The organism is Ensifer sp. 4252, assembly GCF_050434565.1.
In the GTDB taxonomy this organism is placed as follows: Bacteria; Pseudomonadota; Alphaproteobacteria; order Rhizobiales; family Rhizobiaceae; genus Ensifer.
Map to the genome: position 1 here is coordinate 22,231 of NZ_JBNDIU010000003.1, position 21,611 is coordinate 43,841.

Below are 21,611 nucleotides of genomic sequence, written 5' to 3' on the forward strand. Positions count from 1 at the left end.
ATTTTGTCATGCCTTCTAATATTTTCTTTCAAATTTGGTACAAGTTTAATTGTTGTAACTTGATTATGTATGGCATTTTTTATTGTTATTTAAATTCCGTATTGACTATGTATTAATTATTTGCTAATTATCTAACATATTAAATTAATGAAGAAGGATTCGTGGTCCTTCTGTGTATTGTTTTTATATTGTCGGGTCGTGATTTGAATTCTTGATAAAGAATATTTCCTTATTTTAGCTTTCAGTCACGCCTCGTCTCCAATCACCAGATGCAATGGTGTGTATAATAATTGGAGGTGTGTAATGCGCCAGGTCGTTCGTGGTGAGCTGCCGGTTGTCGGCGGACAGGATTTTCTGAAGAAGGTAGCAGGTATACCGAAGCGAGTACTGGTGACCGGAGGCGGCGGATTTCTCGGGTCACATCTTTGCGAAAGACTTCTTTCTCTGGGGCACAGCGTTGTCTGCCTCGACAATTTCTCGACTGGTCGGCGAGAAAACCTCTCTCATCTCAGCGAGATAAGCCGCTTCCACATCGTGGAGCACGATGTCCGCAAACCCTTCCTTTTTGACGTGGACGTCATCTTCAATTTTGCTTCACCGGCGTCTCCGCCGGATTATCAGGCCGACCCGGTGGGAACGTTGATGACCAACGTGCTCGGCGCCATGAACGTGCTGGAAAACGCCCGTGCTACCGGCGCGACAGTCGTGCAATCCTCCACTTCGGAGGTCTACGGTGATCCGCTGCACAGTCCGCAGCGCGAAAGCTATTTCGGCAACGTCAATCCTATCGGGCCGCGCGCCTGCTACGATGAGGGCAAGCGCTCCGCCGAAACGCTGTTCTTCGACTACCACCGCACCTACGGGGTGAAGACGAAGGTTGCTCGGATCTTCAACACCTACGGCCCGCGCATGCGTCCCGACGACGGACGGGTCATTTCGAACTTCGTGGTGCAGGCGTTGCTTGGCAAGGACCTGACGATTTATGGCGACGGCCAGCAGACGCGCTCTTTCTGTTATGTCGACGATCTCATCGAGGGGTTCCTCCGGCTATCGATTGCGGACGACGGCTGCATCGGTCCGATCAACCTCGGAAATCCTGGCGAGTTCACGGTTCTCGAACTTGCCGAGATAGTTCGCTCGATGACCGGCTCGCGCTCCCATATCGTGCACCGCGCGGCTGCCGTCGACGATCCGCGTCAACGCCGACCGGATATCTCGCAGGCCATGGCCGAGCTCGGCTGGGCACCGAGGGTCTCGCTGCGCGAAGGGCTTCAACGCGCCATCGCCTATTTCGATCGCCGCGTCGGCACATCCGATCTCGCCGTGGCGGGAGAGGCGGTATGATATGTCGCGCGTCGTTCTTGTCACCGGCGGAGCCGGCTTCATAGGCAGCCACACTTGCAAGCGCCTCGCTGAGGCCGGCATCCTGCCGGTCGTCTACGACAACCTGTCGACGGGGCACCGGACCAATGTCCGTTGGGGACCGCTGGTCGAGGGGGGGCTTGAAGACACGGGTCGGATCGTCGAGGCGGTCCGGACCTTCAAGCCCGAATGTCTGATCCATTTCGCCGCCTCCGCCTATGTCGGAGAATCGGTCGAGGATCCTGGAAAGTACTATCGCAACAATGTCGCCGGCAGCGTCTCGCTGCTGGAGGCCTGCCGCCAGGCGGGGCTGGCGCGCATCGTCTTTTCCAGCACCTGCGCGACCTATGGTGTGCCGCCGCGTTTGCCGATCACCGAGGACACGATCCAGCTTCCGGTCAACCCTTATGGCCGCACGAAACTGATGATCGAGCTGATGCTCGGCGACTATGCCCGGGCCTATGGGTTCCGCTCCGTTGCCTTGCGCTATTTCAATGCTGCCGGCGCCGATCCCGATGGGCAACTGACTGAGCGCCACGACCCCGAGACCCATCTGATCCCGCGGGCATTGATGGCTGCAGCCGGCCGCGTCGACAGGCTCGACGTCTTCGGCGACGATTACGATACGCCCGACGGCACCTGCATCCGCGACTACATTCACGTCACGGACCTGGCTGGGGCGCATGTTGCCGCCGTCGACTACCTGCGCAACGGCGGTGACCCGCTCAAGGCCAATCTCGGCTCTGGCCACGGCACGTCGGTTCGGCAGGTGATTGACGCCATCCACCGGGTGACCCGCAGGCGGGTCCCGGTGCAGCTCCTGGCGCGTCGGGCCGGTGATCCGCCGGTGCTTTATGCCGATACCACCTGGGCACGCCGGACGCTCGGCTTCCGGCCGTCGCTGTCCGATATCGAAACCATCATCAGAACGGCTGCCCCCGGTTTCGGATTGGAGGTAAGGTCATGACAGACAAGATCTCATCCGCCTCATCCTTCGGGTCCGATGCGTTGATGGCGCCGTCAAACGATGCCCCAGTTAGGCTCGTGTCGCTCTTTTCGACGCGCATGCGGATTTTGAACGGCGTCGGCATCGCGGCCTGGTTGTCGGCATTCCTGTTCTTCTGGGCGTGGTGGCTTGATCCTGCCCATGTCACCCATTGGCCATCCTACGTCATGATTACGATCGTGGTCGGCTGGATCACGCTGCTGCCGGCCTATTTCATCTTTATCTTCGCAGGCGCAAAGGTCGCGGGAAAGAACGGCCGGGCCGTCCCCACCGGTCGGATCGCCATGGTCGTGACCAAGGCACCGTCGGAGCCCTTCACTGTTGTCCGCAAGACGCTGCTGGCAATGCTCGATCAGATCGGCTGCGACTATGACGTATGGCTGGCGGACGAAGATCCGTCGCCCGAGACGATCGACTGGTGCGCGCGGCAAGGCGTGTTCATTTCGACGCGCAAAGGGGTAGCTGATTACCACCGCGCCACCTGGCCGCGGCGCACCCGCTGCAAGGAGGGAAACCTCGCCTATTTCTACGATCACTACGGCTATGACCGTTACGATTTCGTCGCCCAGTTCGACGCCGATCACGTGCCGGAGCCGACCTATCTTATCGAGGTGCTGCGCCCGTTCAACGACCCAAAGGTTGGCTACGTCTCGGCGCCGAGCATCTGCGATGCCAATGCTGCCCGCAGCTGGTCTGCGCGCGGCCGTCTCCACGCTGAAGCAAGCCTGCATGGCTCGTTACAGGCAGGATACAACAACGGCTGGGCGCCGCTTTGCATCGGCTCGCATTATGCCGTCCGCACCAAGGCGCTGAAAGAGGTCGGCGGTCTGGGACCAGAGCTTGCCGAAGACCATTCGACCACGCTGTTGATGAACGCCGGCGGCTGGAAGGGCGTGCATGCCCTGCATGCAATTGCTCATGGGGACGGACCCGCAACCTTTGCGGACCTCGTCATCCAGGAGTTCCAGTGGTCGCGCAGCCTGGTGACGATCCTGCTCAAGTATTCGCCAATCTACGTGCCGCGGCTGCCGATGCGGCTGAAGTTCCAGTTTGTCTTTTCGCAGCTCTGGTATCCGCTGTTTTCGCTGTTCATGGCGCTGATGTTCGTCATGCCGATCATCGCACTCGTCATGGGCCGTAGCTTCGTCGCCGCCACCTATCCGGACTTCGTGCTGCATTTTGCGCCGCTGTCGCTGGTTTTGGTCGCGCTCGCCTATTTCTGGCGTTCCACCGGCACGTTCCGTCCTTTTGATGCGCGGGTTCTCAGCTGGGAAGGCATGCTGTTTCTCTTTGCCCGTTGGCCGTGGTCGCTGCTCGGCTGCGCCGCGGCCATGCGCGATCACATCAGCGGCTCCTTCGTCGATTTCCGCATCACGCCCAAGGGCACAGGGCCGGCAGCGCCCCTGCCGCTGCGCGTCATGATGCCCTACCTCCTGCTTTCGCTCGGCTCTGCTCTTGCTCTGTGGTTCGTCTCCGACGCCGGGACGGCGCGCGGCTTCTATATATTTACCGGCATCAATGCCCTTGTTTATGCCGGCCTGGCTGCCACCATCCATGTCCAGCATGCGCGGGAAAACCGCCTTGCTCTCGTTCCTCGCACGGCAATGACGGCGCTGACCGGTGGCTGCCTCTTGGTCATCTCGCTGCTGTCGGGGCAGTCGGCCATCCGCCATGGCGCAGAGGCCACCGAGGCGCTGTCGCAGGGGCTCGGATTTGTCAGGCTGACCGAAGCGAAGTTTTCGGTCGCCGGTGCCGGGCAGGGCGGGTCGGACCTCAGGGTCGTTCGTTTTCGTTTGAAATGGAAAGGGTTTTCGCCGTCCGCGACAGACGGGCTGCGGAAAGGCTCCGGTTTGCCGGAGGTACGTGAGACGAGGGTGACAGGCAAGGTCGGTCGGCTTCAGGCATCGCTGTAAGCGCAGCGTGCCGCAGGCCTCTCGCACTGCAAACGGCCCTCAAGCGAGGAGAAAAAGGGATGAAACGGTCCATGAATGTATTGCTTCTGCCGCTTCTGCTGCCTCTCGCAGCCTTAGCGACCTATACGGGCGCACAACCGGCCAGGGCGAAGATGGAGATCAAGCCGATCCCGTTGAGCGCCTACGAGGTCTATTCCCTCTACCGGAACAAGACCTGGCAATGGCCGACGGGCGGCGCTCGCTTTACCGCACATGACAGGAAGCTGGTCGCTTTCGTCAACGACAAGGGCAAACGCTCGTTTGCGGAAGGCAACTGGTATGTCAGCGACCTCGGCATGATGTGCATGCAGGCAAGGTGGACGGCGGCCGACGGCTCCGGCCCGGCCCGCACCTGCTTCGGCCACAGCAGGATTGGCGACACGATCTACCAGCGGCGCGTGCCGAATGGCGAGTGGTACGTCTTCAAACATGCAAAACCGAAGCCCGGCGACGAATACAGGAAACTCGTCGCTTCCGATGCAATCACGGAAAGGGCGTTACGCCTGAAAGACCAATTGCTGGTCAAGAAGAGCGGTCGAACCGCCACAGGAGGATGACATGAAACGCAAATTGGCATTCGCCCTATGCACTGTGTTTGCCCTGCATCTGGGGGCCGGCGCAGGCCTCGTCTCCGCCTGGGCACAGGAGAAGGCCGATCTTGCCGCCAATGGTAATGCAGGTCAGACACAGACAATGGCCGACAAGCGCCCCGTCATCCATCCCGGCGGAACGCGGTTCGGCGCCTATGATCCGCACGGCGATTTCGGCGGCCAGACCGATGTCTCGACAGAGGCCCTGTTTCTGCCATGGGAAGACGTGGATCTGGAATCGCTGCGGATCGCCGACGCCTATGCGCTTCAGCGCAAGCGCAAGCTGCTGGTCACCATCGAGCCGTGGTCCTGGTCGCTCGACTGGAAGCTGACACCTGACCAGTTGCGCGACCGGACGCTCAGAGGCGAATACGACGCCAACATGGAAGCGATCGCCAGCATGCTTGCCGAGCTGAAGAGCCCGGTCATCGTGCGCTGGGGACAGGAAATGGAAGACACGTCCGGGCGGTTCTCCTGGGCGGGATGGGCGCCGCAGGACTACGTCAAGGCCTACAAGCACGCGATGGATATCGTGCGCAAACGAGTACCCAATGTGCAGCTGATGTGGTCGCCCAAGGGCATGCCGAATCTTGGCGAGTACTATCCCGGCGACGACTATGTCGATCTCGTCGGTCTTTCAGTGTTCGGTCTCGAGCCGTTCGACGCGATCGAATACGGTGGGCCGCACACCTTCAAGCAGGCTCTGAAACCCGGCTACGATCTTGTCGCCAAATACAACAAACCGATCTGGGTCGCCGAGCTAGGCTGGGAGGGCGGCAAACCCTACATGCAGCCCTGGATCGACACGGCGACCCAGCCTGATCCGGATTTCCCCAACCTCGCCGAGGTCGTCTACTTCAACGATCGGGACGTGCATGAATGGCCGCATAATCTCGGTCGGCCGAACTGGCGCGTGGTCAACGACGCAACGAACTGATTGCGTATGGCCTCAGACATGGAAAAGCCCCTCGCTGGAGGGCGAGAGGCTTTCGCTGAGGTTTGAATTTAGCGCCACTGCAAAAGAGCCGAGGCGCTGGCCGTATTACTCGGCAGCCTGCGGTCCGAGTTCACCGCGGCGGATCTGGTCGGCCTCGATCGATTCGAACAGTGCGCGGAAATTGCCCTCGCCGAAACCTTCGTCACCCTTGCGCTGGATGAATTCGAAGAAGATCGGTCCGATGACCGTCTTGGAGAAGATCTGCAGCAGGATCTTCGTCATGCCGCCGTTCACCACGCCTTCGCCGTCTATCAGGATGCCGTGCGTCTTCATCCGGTCGATCGGTTCGTCATGGCCGTGCACACGGTCGTGCGACATGGCGTAATAGGTGTCCGGCGGGCCTGGCATGAACTTCAGGCCATTGTCCGCCAACTTGTCGGTGGCATCGTAGATGCCTTCGGTGCCGACGGCGATGTGCTGGATGCCTTCGCCCTTGTACTTGCGCAGATATTCCTCGATCTGGCTGGTGTCGTCCTTGGATTCGTTCAGCGGAATGCGGATCTTGCCGCAGGGCGAGGTGATTGCGCGGCTGACGAGGCCGGTGATGCGGCCGTCGATGTCGAAGAAATGGATCTGGGTGAAGTTGAACAGTTCGCGGTAGAAGGCCCACCACTTGTCCATGTTGCCGCGATAGACGTTGTGCGTCAGGTGGTCGAGATAATAGAACCCGACGCCTTCCGGCTTCGGATCGCGCTCGCCGGTCCATTCGAATTCGGTCTCATAGGCCGAGCCCTTGGCGCCGTAGGTTTCGACGAAATAGAGCAGCGATCCGCCGATGCCGACGATCGCCGGAACATCCAGACATTTGTCGGTGCCGGTATAGGGGATCGCGCCCTTGGAGACCGCGTGGTCGAAGGTGTGCTTGGCATCGACGACGCGCCAGGCCATCGACGGGGCGCAGGGGCCGTGCTCGTCGACGAAGCGCATGGCATGCGAGCCCGGCTCGGCGTTCAGGATGTAATTGATGTCGCCCTGGCGCCAAACGGTGATATTCTTGGTCTTATGCCGCGCGACAGGACTATAGCCCATGCGGGTAAAGAGCTCGGCGAGCTTCTCCGGCTCCGGATGGGCGAATTCGACGAATTCGAAGCCATCCGTACCGGCCGGGTTTTCCGCCGTGATCGTTGCGGGCGGGGCATCATGCGGGAATGGGCCCATCGGAAGTCTCCTCTTTTAAGCTCTCCAGATCGCTCTGGCCTCCAAACTTTGCTGGAGTATGACGCAAATCCGATGCATGATGCTTGTATTCTTGCAAGTTTTGGGCAGGGTGACGCACGAAACGTGCGAAATACTGTATAAGGATGCATGAATGGAGCAGCTTGACGGGTTCGATCTCAAGATCCTCAGCGAACTGCAGCGCGACGGACATCTCACCAATAACGAACTATCGGAGCGTATCGCGCTTTCGCCGTCGCAATGCTCGCGCCGGCGCACCCGCCTGGAGGCGGAAGGCTTCATTACCGGCTATCAGGCGCAGATCGACCGGCAGAAGCTCGGGCTCGATCTGATGGTGGTGATTTCGGTGACACTCGCCACGCACAACCGCGACAATGCCAAGCGTTTCGGCAAGCTGATCTCCAGCCTGCCGGAGGTCCTGGAGGCTTACGCGCTGACAGGTGAGATGGACTATCATTTGCGGGTGGTGACGTCAGACCTTGCCGGGCTTTCGCGCTTCGTCAACGATGTGCTGCTGCCGCATGACAGCGTGCAGCACGTCAAGACGTCGATCGTGCTCGATACCTTGAAAAGCTTTCAGGGCGTGCCGATCCCGGAACGCATGAAGGGCTGAGTCTTACCGGCGGGAAGGGCGCCTCTCGGTTCTGTCGATCGCCCGCTCGACCGCTTCAAGGCCGGCGGACAGTGCCTTCAAGCCACCGGCGCCGATCAGGTCGCCCAGTTGCGTCTGGTAGGCGGTGGCAAGCTCGGTCAGTTCGCGATAGGCTAGCCGGCCGGCCATGGTCAGTTCCAGGTGCTCCAGCCGGCGGTCGTCTTCGTCCTCGCTGCGCTTCAGCCAGCGCCGCGCCTCGAGCGCCGAGACGGCGCGGCTGACCTTGGTCTTGTGCATGGCGGAATGGGTGCCGACTTCCGTCGCCGTCATGGCGCGAGCCGAACTCCCAAGGGCTGCCAGCGTGCGCCACTCCGGGCGCGTCAACTGATAGCGCGCCTTGTATTCGGCCGCGAAGCGCACGGCGACGAACTCGGCGGCGCGGTTCAGTCTGTAGGGCAGGAACGCATTGAGCTCGAAGCCATCAGCGGCCATCTGTGGCATCCTTGATAGTTACAAAATCGATAGTTACGATTGCAACTAATAGGTCGGCAGCGCGCTACCGTCCATTCGGATTTGAGGCGGCGCCCAGACGCATTGAACGTGCCGACGCCTTCCGGGATCAACCGTGATCATCGGTGGGGCGGGCATTAGAGGAGGAGGTTCAAGCCATGTTGGACAAGGCACAGAAGCAGGCGGGCGCGGGATCGGCCGCTGATCAGTCGCTTGATTACATGCCGGGGTTCGGCAACGATTTCGAGACCGAGAGCCTGCCCGGCGCCTTGCCGCAGGGCCAGAACAGTCCGCAGAAATGCGCCTACGGGCTCTATGCCGAACAGCTCTCCGGTTCGCCGTTCACCGCACCACGCGGCACCAACGAGCGCTCCTGGCTCTATCGCATTCGTCCGAGCGTGCGCCACACGGGGCGCTTCCAGAAGATCGACTATCCGCACTGGAAGACCGCGCCGCACGTGGCCGATCATTCGCTGGCGCTTGGCCAATTGCGCTGGGGGCCGCTGCCGGCGCCGTCGGAAAAATTGAATTTCCTCGAAGGCATCCGCACGATGACGACGGCGGGCGACGCGCTGACGCATGGCGGCATGGCGGCGCACGCCTATGCCTTCAATGCCGACATGGTCGACGACTACTTCTTCAACGCCGACGGTGAGCTTCTGATCGTGCCGGAATGCGGCGCCATCCAGGTCTTCACCGAGCTTGGCAAGATGGATGTCGAGCCCTCGGAAATCTGCCTGGTGCCGCGCGGCACGATGTTCAAGGTGATCCGCCTCGGTGAGGAAAAGGTCTGGCGCGGCTATCTCTGCGAAAACTACGGCGCCAAGTTCACGCTGCCGGATCGCGGCCCGATCGGCGCCAACTGCCTTGCCAATCCACGCGACTTCAAGACGCCGGTTGCGGCTTACGAGGAGAAGGAAACGCCCTGCCGCGTGCATGTGAAGTGGTGCGGCGCCTTTCACGTCACCGAGATCGGCCATTCGCCGCTCGACGTCATCGCCTGGCACGGCAATTATGCGCCTTACAAATACGATCTGAAGACCTTCTCGCCGGTCGGCGCGATCCTGTTCGACCATCCCGATCCGTCGATCTTCACGGTGCTGACAGCGCCTTCGGGCGAAGAGGGAACGGCGAATATCGATTTCGTCATCTTCCCGCCGCGCTGGCTGGTGGCCGAGCACACCTTCCGGCCGCCCTGGTATCACCGCAACATCATGAGTGAGTTCATGGGGCTGATCTATGGCCGCTACGATGCCAAGGAAGAAGGCTTCGTGCCCGGGGGCATGAGCCTGCACAACATGATGCTGGCGCATGGACCGGATGCTTCCGGCTACGACAAGGCGACAAATAGCGAGTTGAAACCGGTGAAGCTCGAACATACGATGGCCTTCATGTTCGAGACCCGCTTCCCGCAGCAGCTGACCCGCTTCGCCGCCGAACTGGAGACGTTGCAGGACAACTATATCGACTGCTGGACGGACCTGAAAAAGCGCTTCAACGGCACGCCGGAAGGCGATTGGTCTTGAGGGCACGCCTGGTTCTGCTTGGCAGCAAGGGTGGTCCGGCAATTCGTCCGGGCGGCCCTTCGCCGACCTCGTCCCTGCTTGAGATCGGTGGCCGCACTGCTGTCGTCGATTGCGGTCTCGGTGTCACCCGCGGGCTCACCGACGCCGGCGTCAGCCTCAAGGCGCTGGATCTGATCTTCATCACCCATCTGCACTCCGACCATGTGCTCGAGCTCGGGCCTTTGATCCACACCGCATGGACCGCCGGTCTTGCCACCGCCATCAGGGTCTTCGGCCCGCCGGGAACCCGCGACTACTGGCGCGGCTTCCTGCAGGCGATGACATTCGACATCGATATCCGTATCGTCGACGAGGGCCGACCCGATCTGGGCGAACTCGTCGACATCGTCGAATTTACCGAGGGCAAGGTTTTGGCCGAAAGCGGCCTGACGGTGTCGGCGATGCGCGTCGATCATCCGCCGGTTGACGATTGTTTCGCGCTGCGGTTCGACCATGCGGAGACGAGCGTGGTGTTTTCGGCCGACACTGCCTACTTCCCGCCGCTCGCCGATTTCGCCAAGGGCGCCGACATTCTCGTGCATGAGGCGATGCTGGCAGAGGGCGTCGATCGTCTGGTGGCCCGCACCGGCAACGGCGCCCGGCTGAAGGAGCACCTGCTTGCGAGCCACAGCTTTGCCGGGGAAGCCGGCGCGATTGCTGAAGCCGCCGGCGTCGGGCGACTGGTGCTGCATCATCTCATTCCGGCCGACGACCCTGAGTTCACTGACGCTCATTGGACCGCTGCCGCGCGCAAAAGCTGGGCTGGTGCCTTGACGATCGCGTCCGACGGCCTTGTTGTGGAACTTGCGGACGAATCGTCTGCGTAGAGGGAGGATTGCATGAAACTGGCGACACTCAGGAATGGCTCGCGTGACGGAAAACTCGCGGTCGTCTCCCGCGACCTCACCCGCTGCTCGGAGGTCGGGCATATTGCCCGCACGCTGCAGGCCGCACTCGACGACTGGGCACATACGGGGCCGCGGCTCGAGCGCGTTGCCGAAGGCATCGAAACCGGTGCGCAGCCGACGGTCCGCTTCCACGAACACGATGCGCTTTCGCCGCTGCCGCGCGCCTATCAATGGGCGGATGGTTCGGCCTACGTCAATCACGTCGAGCTGGTGCGAAAAGCCCGCAACGCCGAGATGCCGGCGAGCTTCTGGACCGATCCGCTGATCTACCAGGGCGGCTCCGACAGCTTCATTGCGCCGCGCGATCCGATCCTGATGGCTGATGAAAGCTGGGGCGTCGACATGGAGGGCGAGATCGCCGTCGTCGTCGACGACGTGGCGATGGGCGCCTCGATCGAGGAGGCACGCGCCGCCATCCGCCTGGTGATGCTCGTCAATGATGTGTCGCTGCGCGGTCTCATCCCGGCCGAGCTCGCCAAGGGGTTCGGCTTCTACCAGTCGAAGCCGTCGTCGGCCTTCTCGCCCGTCGCCGTCACGCCGGACGAGCTGGGCGATGCCTGGGACGGCGGCAAGCTGCATCTGCCGCTTCATGTCGATCTCAACGGCAAGCCTTTCGGCCGTGCCGAAGCGGGCGTCGACATGACCTTCGATTTCGGCCAGCTTATCGCCCATGCGGCGAAGACAAGGCCGCTCTCCTCGGGCACGATCATCGGCTCGGGCACCGTCTCCAACAAGCGCGACGGCGGCCCTGGAAAGCCGGTCTCCGAAGGTGGCGCCGGCTACTCCTGCATTGCAGAGCTGCGCATGATCGAAACGATCGTAGGCGGCGCGCCCAAGACGCATTTCCTGCGCTTCGGCGACATCGTGCGCATCGAGATGAAGGACAAGGCGGGCCACTCGATCTTCGGTGCGATCGAGCAGTCGGTCGGGCCTTACGAAAAGGCCTGATTGTGGGCAGCGCACGCGACGAGGGTAGCAGCATGGCCGAGACCGTTCTCTATGACTATTGGCGGTCGTCGGCGAGCTACCGTGTCCGCATTGCGCTGAACAGCCTCGGTGAAGCCTACCGCTCGGTGCCGGTGGACCTGCTTGCCAGGGCCCATCGCCAGGCCGAGCATCTCGACCGCAATCCGCAGGGGCTTTTGCCTGTGCTCGACATCGATGGCGAGCGGTTGACGCAATCGCTCGCCATCATCGAATACCTGGCGGAAACGCGGCAGAAGACCGGCTTCCTTCCCGATGACGCCATCGGGCGACAGCGCATGCGCGCCTTGTCCTATGCCATCGCCATGGACATTCATCCCGTCTGCAACCTCGGTGTCGTCTCCTTCGTCATGGCCAGTGCCGCAGACGGCGAGGCGGCGCGCCGCGACTGGATGCGCAAGTTCATCGGCGAGGGGCTGGTTGCCTTCGAGCGCCTGCTCGATCACCCGTCAACCGGGAGCTTCTGCCACGGCGAGACCCCCGGGATGGCGGATTTCTGTCTGGTGCCGCAGGTCTATAATGCCCGGCGCTGGGACGTCGATCTTTCCGCCTGCCCGCGACTTGTCGCGATCGACGAGCGCTGCGCCGAGATCGACGCCTTTGCCCGCGCCCATCCCGACCGCACCCCGCGTTAGGCAACCCAACTCCCATTGCAATGTCGCACCGGTGCCGTCTGGCCGGTTCCGTCCAGCCGATGTCGCGAATGGATCGACAGGCGGTCGAAGGCCGCGCTAGTTTTCGCGTGACTGGCCGTATAAGGGGGGCCGGAAAAACCTCTGGAGCGAGAGACAGATACCGATGAAAAGCTATGTGCTGACCGTCACCTGCAAGTCCACCCGCGGCATCGTTGCTGCCATTACCGGTTATCTCGCGGAAAAAGGCTGTTACATCACCGACAGCTCGCAGTTCGACGACCTGCAGACCGGCCTGTTCTTCATGCGCCTGACCTTCATCAGCCAGGACGGCATCAAGCTCGACGAGCTGAGGGAAGGCTTTGCGCCTGTCGTCAAGCGCTTCGACATGACCTGTGAGATCCGCGACAGCGAAGAGCGCATGAAGGTGGTGCTGATGGTGTCGCGTTTCGGCCATTGCCTCAACGACCTGCTCTACCGCTGGAAGATCGGTGCCCTGCCGATCGATATCGTCGCTGTCATCTCCAACCACTTCGATTACCAGAAGGTCGTCGTCAACCACGACATCCCCTTCCACCACATCAAGGTGACCAAGGAGAACAAGCCGCAAGCCGAAGCGCGCATGCTTGAGATCGTCGAGCAGACGGATGCCGATCTTGTCGTGCTTGCCCGCTACATGCAGGTTCTCTCCGACCAGCTCTGCAAGAAGATGTCCGGTCGGATCATCAACATCCACCACTCCTTCCTGCCGTCGTTCAAGGGCGCCAACCCCTACAAGCAGGCCTATGAGCGCGGCGTGAAGCTGATCGGCGCGACGGCGCACTACGTCACCGAGGATCTCGACGAGGGCCCGATCATCGAGCAGGACATCGCCCGCATCACCCATGCCCAGAGCGCCGAAGACTACGTCTCGATCGGCCGCGACGTGGAAAGCCAGGTGCTGGCGCGCGCCGTGCACGCCCATATCCACCATCGCTGCTTCATCAACGGCAATCGCGTCGTCGTCTTCCCGGCGAGCCCCGGCTCTTACGCTTCCGAACGCATGGGCTGATTGCCGGCCGACAGCTTGACCTCTCATTGCCGGGCTTCGTCCCGGCGATGGAGCTCTGCTAAACCGAAGTGATCACCGGCACCAACAAGTCGCGTTGCACTGCACAATCGCTGCGCTATAGTCGCTTCCAGCCGCGAGAGAGGCGGTGCAGGAGGAAGACATGGACAAGCTTGACCCGGTCGTCATCGTTTCGGCGGCACGCACACCGATGGGCGCCTTTCAGGGCGGCCTCAAGGATTTGACGGCGCCCGAGATCGGCGCCATTGCGCTGAAGGCGGCGCTTGAGCGCGCAGGCCTCGATGCCGTCGACGAAGTGCTGATGGGCAATGTTCTGCCCGCGGGCGTCGGCCAGAACCCGGCGCGTCAGGCGGCACTCGGCGCCGGCCTCGGTATGGAAACACCATCGACGACGATCTCGAAGGTCTGCGGCTCGGGCATGAAGGCGCTGATGCTCGGTCATGATACGCTGCTTTCCGGCGGTGCCTCGGCGCTTGCGGTCGGCGGCATGGAGTCCATGACCAATGCGCCCTACCTCTTGCCCAAGGCACGTGGCGGTTTTCGCCTCGGCCATGGCGAAGTCAAGGATCACATGTTTCTCGACGGTCTCGAGGATGCCTATTCCGGCCGGTTGATGGGCACCTACGCCGAAGACACTGCCGAGCACTATCAGTTCTCCCGCGAGGACCAGGATGCCTTTGCCTTGCGCTCGCTGGAGCGCGCCGTCAAGGCATTGCAGGATGGCGCGTTTGTCGAGGAGACGGTTGCGATCAGCGGCGCCGGCAAGCGGCAGACGGTGGCGCTCGATCGCGACGAGCAGCCCGGGAAGGCGGATCCGGCGAAAATCCCGAAGCTGAAGCCGGCCTTCCGCGAAAACGGCAGCGTGACGGCAGCGAATTCGTCCTCGATCTCCGATGGCGCCGCGGCGCTGATCCTGATGCGCGCAAGCGAGGCGGAGAAGCGCGGGTTGACGCCGCTGGCGATCGTTGCCGGCCATGCCGGTCATGCGCAGGAACCCGCCTGGTTCACCACCGCGCCGATCGGCGCCATCGAGAAGCTGCTGGCAAAGCTCGATTGGGAAAAGAACAGCGTCGGCCTCTATGAGATCAACGAAGCCTTCGCCGTCGTCGCCATGGCCGCCGTCCGCGACCTCGGCCTTTCCGACGATATCGTCAACATTCACGGCGGCGCCTGCGCGCTCGGCCACCCGATCGGCGCTTCCGGCGCTCGCATTATGGTGACGCTTCTGCACGCAATGCGCGCCAAGGGCGTCAAGCGCGGCATCGCCTCGCTCTGCATCGGCGGCGGCGAGGCGACGGCCGTCGGGCTGGAGTTGTTGCAGTAACGCGCAGGCCGACGTCTCCGCTGGTTTTCCAGCGGCTTGGTTGATGGCCGATGCAAAGCTCTGCGCATTTGCCCCTCACCCTAACCCTCTCCCCGCAGGCGGAGAGAGGGGACGCGGACCAATTGATCGTCAGCGCATTTCGGCTGGCAGAGGGCGGCGGGTATTGTGGACTTATGAGGGAGCCGAGCGCTTGCAACGCTGGTCCTTCTCCCCGCAGGCGGGGAGAAGGTGGCCGGCAGGCCGGATGAGGGGCTTTGCATCGGACGCTCAGGCGGCGTGGCGCGCCGACCTCAAAGCCTTGCGATCTAGATATGCAACGCGTGGCCCAGGCCCTTGAGGGCCGCTTCCTGGAACGCTTCCGACTGCGTCGGATGCGCGTGGATCGTGCCGGCGATGTCTTCCAGCCGCGCGCCCATCTCGATTGCGAGACCGAAGCTGGCCGAAAGCTCCGACACCCCATGGCCGACGGCCTGGATGCCGAGGACCAGATGGTTGTCGGCGCGGGCGACGACGCGCACAAAACCGTCCTCCGACAGTGTCGTCATGGCGCGGCCATTCGCCTGGAAGGGAAACTGGCCGATCTTGATCTCGATGCCGCTGGCACGGGCCTCGTCCGGCGATAGCCCGGCGGTCACGATTTCCGGATCGGTGAAGCAAACGGCGGGAATGCAGCGCTTGTCCCAGGCGCGTTTGTTGCCGGCGACGATCTCCGCGACCATTTCTCCCTGCGCCATGGCGCGGTGCGCCAGCATCGGCTCGCCGGTGACGTCGCCGATCGCATAGATGCCGCGCATCGAGGTGCGGCACTGGTCGTCGATGCGGATGAATTTGCCGGAGCGGTCGAGATCGATTTCTTCGAGCCCGAAACCGTCGGTCACCGGTCTGCGGCCGACCGTCACCAGGACCTTTTCTGCAGGCACCTCGATCGGGCGGCCATTGTGCTCGGCGAGCAGGCTCTTGCCGTCGGCGGAAAGCGCCTTGGCAACCGTCTGGGTGAACACTTCGATGCCGAGTTCGCCGAGGCGCTTGGCGATCGGCTTTGACAGATCGGCGTCATATTGCGGCAGGATGCGCGTCAGCGCCTCCAGCACGGTGACATGGGCACCGAGCTTGGCAAAGGCGGTGCCGAGTTCGAGCCCGATGTAACCGCCGCCGATGACGGCGACGCTCGCCGGCACGCTTTTCAGCGACAGCGCCTCGGTCGACGAAATGATCGAGCCGCCAAAGGGCATGTCGGAAAGCTCGATCGGCGCCGAGCCGGTGGCGATCACGATCGCGTCGGCGCGAATGCGCTGCAGGCCGGTCTCGGTCTCGACATCGACCGTCTTGCCGTCGACGAAACGGGCGACGCCGATGACGGCCTTGACGCCCGCTTTCTTCAGAAGGCCGGTGACACCGCCGTTCAGCCGGCCGACGATGCCGTCCTTCCAGGCGACGGTACGGGCGAGATCGATCGTCGGGTTGGCAAGCGACAGGCCGAGCGGACTGCGGCCCGACGCGGCCGAGCGCAGTTTATGGAATTCGTCGGCGGCGTGGATCAGCGCCTTGGACGGGATGCAGCCGACATTGAGGCAGGTGCCGCCGGCCTTCGCCTTTTCGACGATGACGGTGTCGACGCCGAGCTGGCCGGCGCGGATGGCACAGATGTAGCCGCCGGGGCCGGCGCCGATGACGAGCAGCTTGCAGGAGATTTCCTTCATGATCGCCTCATGCCTCCACGAAAATCAGCGCGGGCGTTTCGAGCAGGGTCTTCACCCGCTGCACGAAGGTGGCCGCATCCCAGCCGTCGATGACGCGGTGGTCGAAGCTTGAAGACAGGTTCATGATCTTGCGCGGCACGAATTGCGTACCATCCCAGACCGGGCGAACCGCCAGCTTGTTGACACCGACGATTGCGACCTCGGGGTGGTTGATAACAGGGGTCGAGACGATGCCGCCGAGCGCACCGAGCGAGGAGATGGTGATGGTCGAGCCGGTGAGTTCGTCGCGGGTCGCGGTGCCGGTGCGGGCCGCTTCCGCCAGCCGGTTGAGTTCGACGGCGCAGTCCCAGATGCCGCGCGCTTCGGCATGGCGGACGACCGGAACCGTGAGCCCCGCCGGCGTCTGTGTGGCGATGCCAATATGGACTGCGTGATGACGGCTGATGATGCCGGCGCCGTCGTCGAAGGTGGAGTTGACGCCAGGCAGATCGGCAATCGCCCTGACCAGCGCGCGCATGAGATAGGGCAGGATCGTCAGCTTCGGCTGATCCGGTTTGCGGTCGCGGTTCATCATGGTGCGCAGGTCTTCGAGCGCGGTCATATCGACCTCTTCCACATAGGTGATGTGGGGAATGCGCGAGGTCGACAGCGTCATCTTCTCGGCGATGCGGCGGCGAAGGCCGGTCACCTTGATCTCGTCGATCGCGGTCTTGCGCACAAGCCCGGCAGGGACTACGGCCGGTTGCGCGCCGCGGGCAAGGAACTGGTCGAGGTCATCATGGATGATGCGGCCGGCAGGGCCGGTGCCCGTTACCTGGCGCAGGTCGATGCCGCTTTCACGGGCGCGCAGGCGCACCGCGGGAGAGGCCAGTGCCTTTTCCAGACGCTCGGATGAAACATGCACGCCGTTTTTTGCCGGGGCCTGTGTCTTCGCTTCGACTTTTGCCGGTTGGCTCGGCGATGCCGCCGGGGCTTCGGCCTTCGGCGCCGGTTTCTCCTCCGCCTTGGCCGTTGGCTTCTCCTCGGGGGCCGGCGTCTCTGCGCCTTCGCCCGCGATTTCAATGCGCACGAGCGGCGCCTTGACCGCGACCGTGTCACCGATTTCGGCGCCGAGCCACAGCACCGTGCCGTTGACAGGCGAAGGGATTTCCACCGTCGCCTTGTCGGTCATGACGGCAGCCAGGATCATGTCCTCGCGCACGGGGTCGCCGGGTTTGACATGCCATTCGACCAGCTCGGCCTCGGCCACGCCTTCGCCGACATCCGGCATCTTGATTACGAATTCGCCCATGCTCAGGCCTCCATCACTTCGACGAGCGCGCGTCCGACGCGCGCGGGGCCGGGGAAATAGTCCCACTCCTGGGCATGCGGGTAGGGTGTGTCCCAGCCGGCGACGCGCACGACCGGGGCTTCGAGGTGGTAGAAGCAGTGCTCCTGGACGAGGGAGGCGATTTCGCCGCCGAAGCCCGATGTCAGCGTCGCCTCATGCACGACGACGCAGCGGCCGGTCTTTTCGACCGATTGCACGATGGCGTCGAGATCGAGCGGCAGCAGGCTGCGCAGGTCGATCACCTCGGCATCGATGCCGGTCTCCTCGGCGGCTGCCAGTGCCACATGCACCATGGTGCCATAGGCGACGACGGTGACGGCCGAACCCTTGCGGCGCACTTCCGCCTTGCCGATCGGGATTGTGTAGTGGCCCTCCGGCACCTCGCCGAGATCGTGTTTGGACCAGGGAATGACGGGGCGATCGTGATGGCCGTCGAAGGGACCGTTATAGAGGCGCTTCGGCTCCAGGAACATCACCGGATCGGGGTCTTCGATCGAGGCGATCAGCAGGCCCTTGGCGTCATAGGGGTTGGACGGCACGACGACCTTGAGGCCGCAGACATGGGTGAACAGCGCTTCCGGGCTCTGGCTGTGCGTCTGGCCGCCGAAGATGCCGCCGCCGGTCGGCATGCGCAGCACGATCGGGCAGGTGAAGTCGCCGTTGGAGCGATAGCGGATGCGGGCCGCTTCCTGGGTGATCTGGTCGTAGGCGGGGTACATGTAGTCGGCGAACTGGATCTCGACGCAGGGCTTCAGCCCGTAGGCCGCCATGCCGATTGCCGTGCCAACGATGCCGCTTTCGCTGATCGGCGCGTCGAAGCAGCGGGTCTTGCCGTATTTCGCCTGAAGACCCTGCGTGCAGCGGAAGACGCCGCCGAAATAGCCGACGTCCTCGCCGAAGACGACGACATTGTCGTCGCGCCCCATCGAGACGTCCATGGCGCTGCGCACGGCCTCGATCATTGTCATTCTGGCCATATCAGTATCCTGCCTTCTGGCGCTGGCGGCGAATATGCGGCGGCATCTCGGCATAGACGCCTTCGAAGATGTCGCGCACCGACGGTCGGCCGCCGGCATGCAAGGTGCCGTGGCCTTCGGCCTGTTTCTGCGCCTGGATCACCGCGTCGACGATCTCGGCTTCCGCCTGAGTGTGGCGTTCTTCCGACCAGGCGCCGCGCAGGATCAGGTGCTTCTTCAGCCTGAGGACGGGGTCACCGAGCGGCCAGGCTTCCGATTCCGTCTTCGGCCGGTAGGCGCTCGGATCGTCGGAGGTGGAATGGGCGCCGACACGATAGGTGACGTATTCGATCACCGTCGGACCGAGGTTGCGCCGGGCGCGCTCGGCCGCCCATTTGGCAACGGCGTAAACGGCCAGATAGTCGTTGCCGTCGACGCGCAGGGCCGGAATGCCGAAGCCGAGGCCGCGGGCGGCAAAGGTGCCGGAGCCGCCGCGGGCGATGCCCTGAAAGGTCGAAATCGCCCACTGATTGTTGACGATGTTGAGGATGACCGGCGCCTTGTAGGTGGAAGCGAAGACGAGTGCTGAATGGAAGTCCGATTCCGCCGTCGAGCCGTCGCCGATCCAGGCAGCCGCGATCTTGGTGTCGTTCTTGATTGCGGACGCCATGGCCCAGCCGACGGCCTGGACATATTGCGTGGCGAGGTTGCCCGAGATGGTGAAGAAGCCATGCTCCTTGGAGGAATACATGATCGGCAGTTGCCGGCCGCGCAAGGGATCGCTCTCGTTCGAGAAGATCTGGTTCATCATCTCGACCATCGGGTATTCGTCGGCGATCAGCAGGCCTGCCTGACGGTAAGTCGGGAAGTTCATGTCGCCCTTGTTCAGCGCCTTGCGGAAGGCGCAGCTGACGGCCTCTTCGCCAAGGTGCTGCATATAGAACGAGGTCTTGCCCTGCCGCTGCGCCATGACCATGCGCGCATCGAAGGCGCGCAGCATCATCATGTGCCTGAGGCCGGCGAGCAGCTCGTCGTCCGAGAGCAACCCTGCCCAGGGGCCAACCGCCTCGCCGTCGCGATTGAGCACGCGGATGATCGAATAGGCGAGGTCGCGGATCTCTTCCGGGGCGACATCGATCTCCGGCCTCGGAACGGAGCCCGCCTTCGGGATCTTGACGTTGGAGAAATCCGGCTCTCCACCCGGCCGGACGGCCGGTTCGGGGACATGCAGGCTAAGTCGATCGGGATCGGTCATGCGGTTTCCGGCCTCCCTCCGGAGTGCGCGACGCGCACCTATCAACACGGGGAAAACGGGATGTCGCCTCATGGCAAAAGTGGGCGGGACCACCTGCGGGCTCCTCCGCCCCAGATCGTCACGCCTTCCTCCTCAGCCCCGTTCTCCCGACGGGAATGCACACAGACTGCCACGAGTTCAGGGGCTTATGAAGGCCTTTCGGCGGCTCGGGATGCTTGCACCCGAAGAAAGACAGATTCCTGCCATGGCCATGGCAACGGCTGGTGCCGTTGCGATTCCAGGTCCTATCTGCGCGTAATTTTCTTGCGTGACGACTTCTGGTTCGGCCGCTCAAACCGGCGGAGCGATGGTGATTGGCGTGCCGTCGGAGAAACGCGAGAGGCGAAAAGGCGTGGGGTCGACGATCGGCTTTTGGCCGGTGACGAGGTCGGCGACCAGATGTCCGGCGCCCGGGCCGATGCCGAAGCCATGGCCGGAAAACCCTGTCGCAACGACCAGGCCGGGCAAGCTTTCGACGATCGAAATCACCGGCACGGCGTCGGGCGTGACGTCGATCAGGCCGGCCCAGACCTGTTGTACCCGAGCCTCGCGAAGGGATGGCAGCGCCTTCTTTGCTTCATCGAACGCGCGCAGCGCCGAGTGCTGGTCGGGTTGCGGATCCAGCGCCCGATGGCGCTCGAAGGAGCCCGGGCGATCGAGCCGGACTGCGCCGATCTCAAAAAGCTCGCGCCAGCTCTGGGCGCTGAGGCCGACCTGAACGGAGTCGCCCTCGGCCTTTCGCGCCGGCTGAAAATCGCGGAAGAAGGCGAAACTATCAGGCACCACCGGATGCAGGTTGGCGCCACCGTCGGCAATTGTGTAGCCGCCGTCGAGGCGTTTGCGATAGGCGTAGGTGCCCGTTGCTCCCGCACCCTCGGGGCCACCCGATACCGCACTGGTTCTCAGTACCGTGTTGCGCACTTTCAGTTGCGGCAGCCGGATGCCGAGCCCCTTGAGGAACAGCCGCGACCAGGCGCCACCGGCAACGACCACGGTCGCGGTTTCGATCCGACCCTTTTCTGTGACGACGGCGCTGATGCGCCCCGCTTGTCTCTCGATGCCACGCACGCCGCAGCCGGTAAAGATGCGTGCGCCCGCGCGCCTGGCTCCGGCAACGATCGCCGGTACCGCTTTTTGCGGTTCGGCCCTGCCGTCGCTGGGCGTATGCAGCGCGCCTTTGTAGCGGATGGCGGCGCCTGTCATCAGTGCCTCGGTGTCTCCGGCCCCGATCTGCCGGCTGTCGACGCCATAGGGCTTTGCCATGGCAAGCCAGGCATCACGGTTGGCGACGTCGGTATCATTTTCCGAGATGTAGAGGATGCCGTTGCGGCGGAAGCCAGTTTCGCCACCGACGCGGGCATCGAGCGTATCCCAGATCTTCAGCGCTTCGATCGCGAGCGGTATCTCCCGTTCGTCGCGCCCCATGACGCGCACCCAACCCCAGTTGCGGCTCGATTGCTCCGCCCCCGGCATGCCTTTCTCGCAGACCACGACGTCAATACCGCGTTCTGCGAGAAACAGCGCGGTGCTGACACCGATGATGCCGCCGCCGACGATGACGACATCGGCTCTCGCCGGCAGGATCTGATCGGTTTCGACGGCATCGAGAGCAGGACCGGGCATGGGGATAGACTTTCGGACGGGGTGTTGCGGACGCGCCATCG

At 62.9% G+C, this 21,611-nt stretch carries 19 protein-coding genes; 12 read left to right on the forward strand and 7 right to left on the reverse strand.

All coding sequences use genetic code 11. The features are described from left to right. The first annotated feature begins 303 nt into the window (after positions 1 to 303). The 5 genes from ABIE33_RS09155 to ABIE33_RS09175 are packed head-to-tail and all read left to right on the forward strand — an operon-like array spanning position 304 to position 5,847. Complete coding sequence (locus tag ABIE33_RS09155; protein WP_429124089.1) at positions 304 to 1,344, forward strand: UDP-glucuronic acid decarboxylase family protein; 1,041 nt, start codon at positions 304 to 306, stop codon at positions 1,342 to 1,344. 1 nt (position 1,345) lies between these two features. Then, positions 1,346 to 2,329, forward strand: coding sequence for a UDP-glucose 4-epimerase GalE (gene galE, locus ABIE33_RS09160; protein ID WP_429124091.1), 984 nt, complete (start codon positions 1,346 to 1,348; stop codon positions 2,327 to 2,329). Further along, positions 2,326 to 4,281, forward strand: a complete 1,956-nt coding sequence (locus ABIE33_RS09165; protein WP_429124092.1) for a glycosyltransferase family 2 protein — start codon at positions 2,326 to 2,328, stop codon at positions 4,279 to 4,281. Before galE ends, ABIE33_RS09165 begins: the two co-directional genes overlap by 4 nt. Before the next feature lie 59 nt (positions 4,282 to 4,340). After that, a complete protein-coding gene (locus ABIE33_RS09170) occupies positions 4,341 to 4,877 on the forward strand; it encodes a DUF995 domain-containing protein (protein WP_429124094.1) in 537 nt (178 codons plus the stop codon). Between the two features lies 1 nt (position 4,878). Beyond that, complete coding sequence (locus tag ABIE33_RS09175; RefSeq protein WP_429124096.1) at positions 4,879 to 5,847, forward strand: glycoside hydrolase family 26 protein; 969 nt, start codon at positions 4,879 to 4,881, stop codon at positions 5,845 to 5,847. 105 nt (positions 5,848 to 5,952) lie between these two features. Here ABIE33_RS09175 and hppD read toward each other — a convergent pair whose 3' ends face one another. Further along, complete coding sequence (gene hppD, locus ABIE33_RS09180; RefSeq protein WP_429124098.1) at positions 5,953 to 7,065, reverse strand: 4-hydroxyphenylpyruvate dioxygenase; 1,113 nt, start codon at positions 7,063 to 7,065, stop codon at positions 5,953 to 5,955. Positions 7,066 to 7,216: 151 nt separating this feature from the next. Between hppD and ABIE33_RS09185 the strand changes: the two genes are divergently transcribed. Beyond that, positions 7,217 to 7,696 (forward strand): Lrp/AsnC family transcriptional regulator, encoded by a 480-nt coding sequence (locus ABIE33_RS09185; RefSeq protein ID WP_429124100.1) that lies wholly within the window; start codon positions 7,217 to 7,219, stop codon positions 7,694 to 7,696. Positions 7,697 to 7,699: 3 nt separating this feature from the next. Here the strand turns inward: ABIE33_RS09185 and ABIE33_RS09190 are convergent, their stop codons facing one another. Continuing rightward, positions 7,700 to 8,167, reverse strand: a complete 468-nt coding sequence (locus ABIE33_RS09190) for a MarR family winged helix-turn-helix transcriptional regulator (protein WP_429124102.1) — start codon at positions 8,165 to 8,167, stop codon at positions 7,700 to 7,702. Between the two features lie 176 nt (positions 8,168 to 8,343). Here ABIE33_RS09190 and hmgA point away from each other — a divergent pair, with 176 nt between their 5' ends. From hmgA to ABIE33_RS09220, 6 genes are all read left to right on the forward strand, one after another. Next, entirely contained in the window at positions 8,344 to 9,711 is a 1,368-nt protein-coding gene (hmgA, locus tag ABIE33_RS09195; protein WP_429124103.1) for a homogentisate 1,2-dioxygenase, read from the forward strand. Next, positions 9,708 to 10,577, forward strand: coding sequence for an MBL fold metallo-hydrolase (locus ABIE33_RS09200; RefSeq protein ID WP_429124105.1), 870 nt, complete (start codon positions 9,708 to 9,710; stop codon positions 10,575 to 10,577). The genes hmgA and ABIE33_RS09200 overlap by 4 nt, the downstream gene beginning before the upstream one ends. Positions 10,578 to 10,589: 12 nt before the next feature. Further along, the gene (locus ABIE33_RS09205) at positions 10,590 to 11,606 is read left to right on the forward strand and encodes a fumarylacetoacetate hydrolase family protein (protein WP_429124107.1); all 1,017 of its coding nucleotides are present in this window, start codon (positions 10,590 to 10,592) and stop codon (positions 11,604 to 11,606) included. Between the two features lie 32 nt (positions 11,607 to 11,638). Continuing rightward, a complete protein-coding gene (gene maiA, locus ABIE33_RS09210) occupies positions 11,639 to 12,277 on the forward strand; it encodes a maleylacetoacetate isomerase (RefSeq protein WP_429124109.1) in 639 nt (212 codons plus the stop codon). 163 nt (positions 12,278 to 12,440) lie between these two features. Continuing rightward, a complete protein-coding gene (gene purU, locus ABIE33_RS09215; protein ID WP_429124111.1) occupies positions 12,441 to 13,325 on the forward strand; it encodes a formyltetrahydrofolate deformylase in 885 nt (294 codons plus the stop codon). A 160-nt stretch (positions 13,326 to 13,485) separates the two neighbouring features. After that, complete coding sequence (locus ABIE33_RS09220; RefSeq protein ID WP_429124113.1) at positions 13,486 to 14,667, forward strand: acetyl-CoA C-acyltransferase; 1,182 nt, start codon at positions 13,486 to 13,488, stop codon at positions 14,665 to 14,667. Between the two features lie 305 nt (positions 14,668 to 14,972). Here the strand turns inward: ABIE33_RS09220 and lpdA are convergent, their stop codons facing one another. From lpdA to ABIE33_RS09245, 5 genes are all read right to left on the reverse strand, one after another. Beyond that, on the reverse strand, positions 14,973 to 16,367 hold the full coding sequence (gene lpdA, locus ABIE33_RS09225; protein ID WP_429124115.1) for a dihydrolipoyl dehydrogenase: 1,395 nt from the start codon (positions 16,365 to 16,367) through the stop codon (positions 14,973 to 14,975). A gap of 7 nt (positions 16,368 to 16,374) precedes the next feature. Next, positions 16,375 to 17,658, reverse strand: coding sequence for a dihydrolipoamide acetyltransferase family protein (locus tag ABIE33_RS09230; RefSeq protein WP_429124117.1), 1,284 nt, complete (start codon positions 17,656 to 17,658; stop codon positions 16,375 to 16,377). Between the two features lie 2 nt (positions 17,659 to 17,660). Then, positions 17,661 to 18,674 (reverse strand): alpha-ketoacid dehydrogenase subunit beta, encoded by a 1,014-nt coding sequence (locus ABIE33_RS09235; RefSeq protein WP_429124119.1) that lies wholly within the window; start codon positions 18,672 to 18,674, stop codon positions 17,661 to 17,663. Position 18,675: 1 nt separating this feature from the next. Then, on the reverse strand, positions 18,676 to 19,908 hold the full coding sequence (locus tag ABIE33_RS09240; protein ID WP_429124121.1) for a 3-methyl-2-oxobutanoate dehydrogenase (2-methylpropanoyl-transferring) subunit alpha: 1,233 nt from the start codon (positions 19,906 to 19,908) through the stop codon (positions 18,676 to 18,678). A 330-nt stretch (positions 19,909 to 20,238) separates the two neighbouring features. Further along, complete coding sequence (locus tag ABIE33_RS09245) at positions 20,239 to 21,570, reverse strand: NAD(P)/FAD-dependent oxidoreductase (RefSeq protein WP_429124123.1); 1,332 nt, start codon at positions 21,568 to 21,570, stop codon at positions 20,239 to 20,241. Positions 21,571 to 21,611 lie beyond the last annotated feature (41 nt).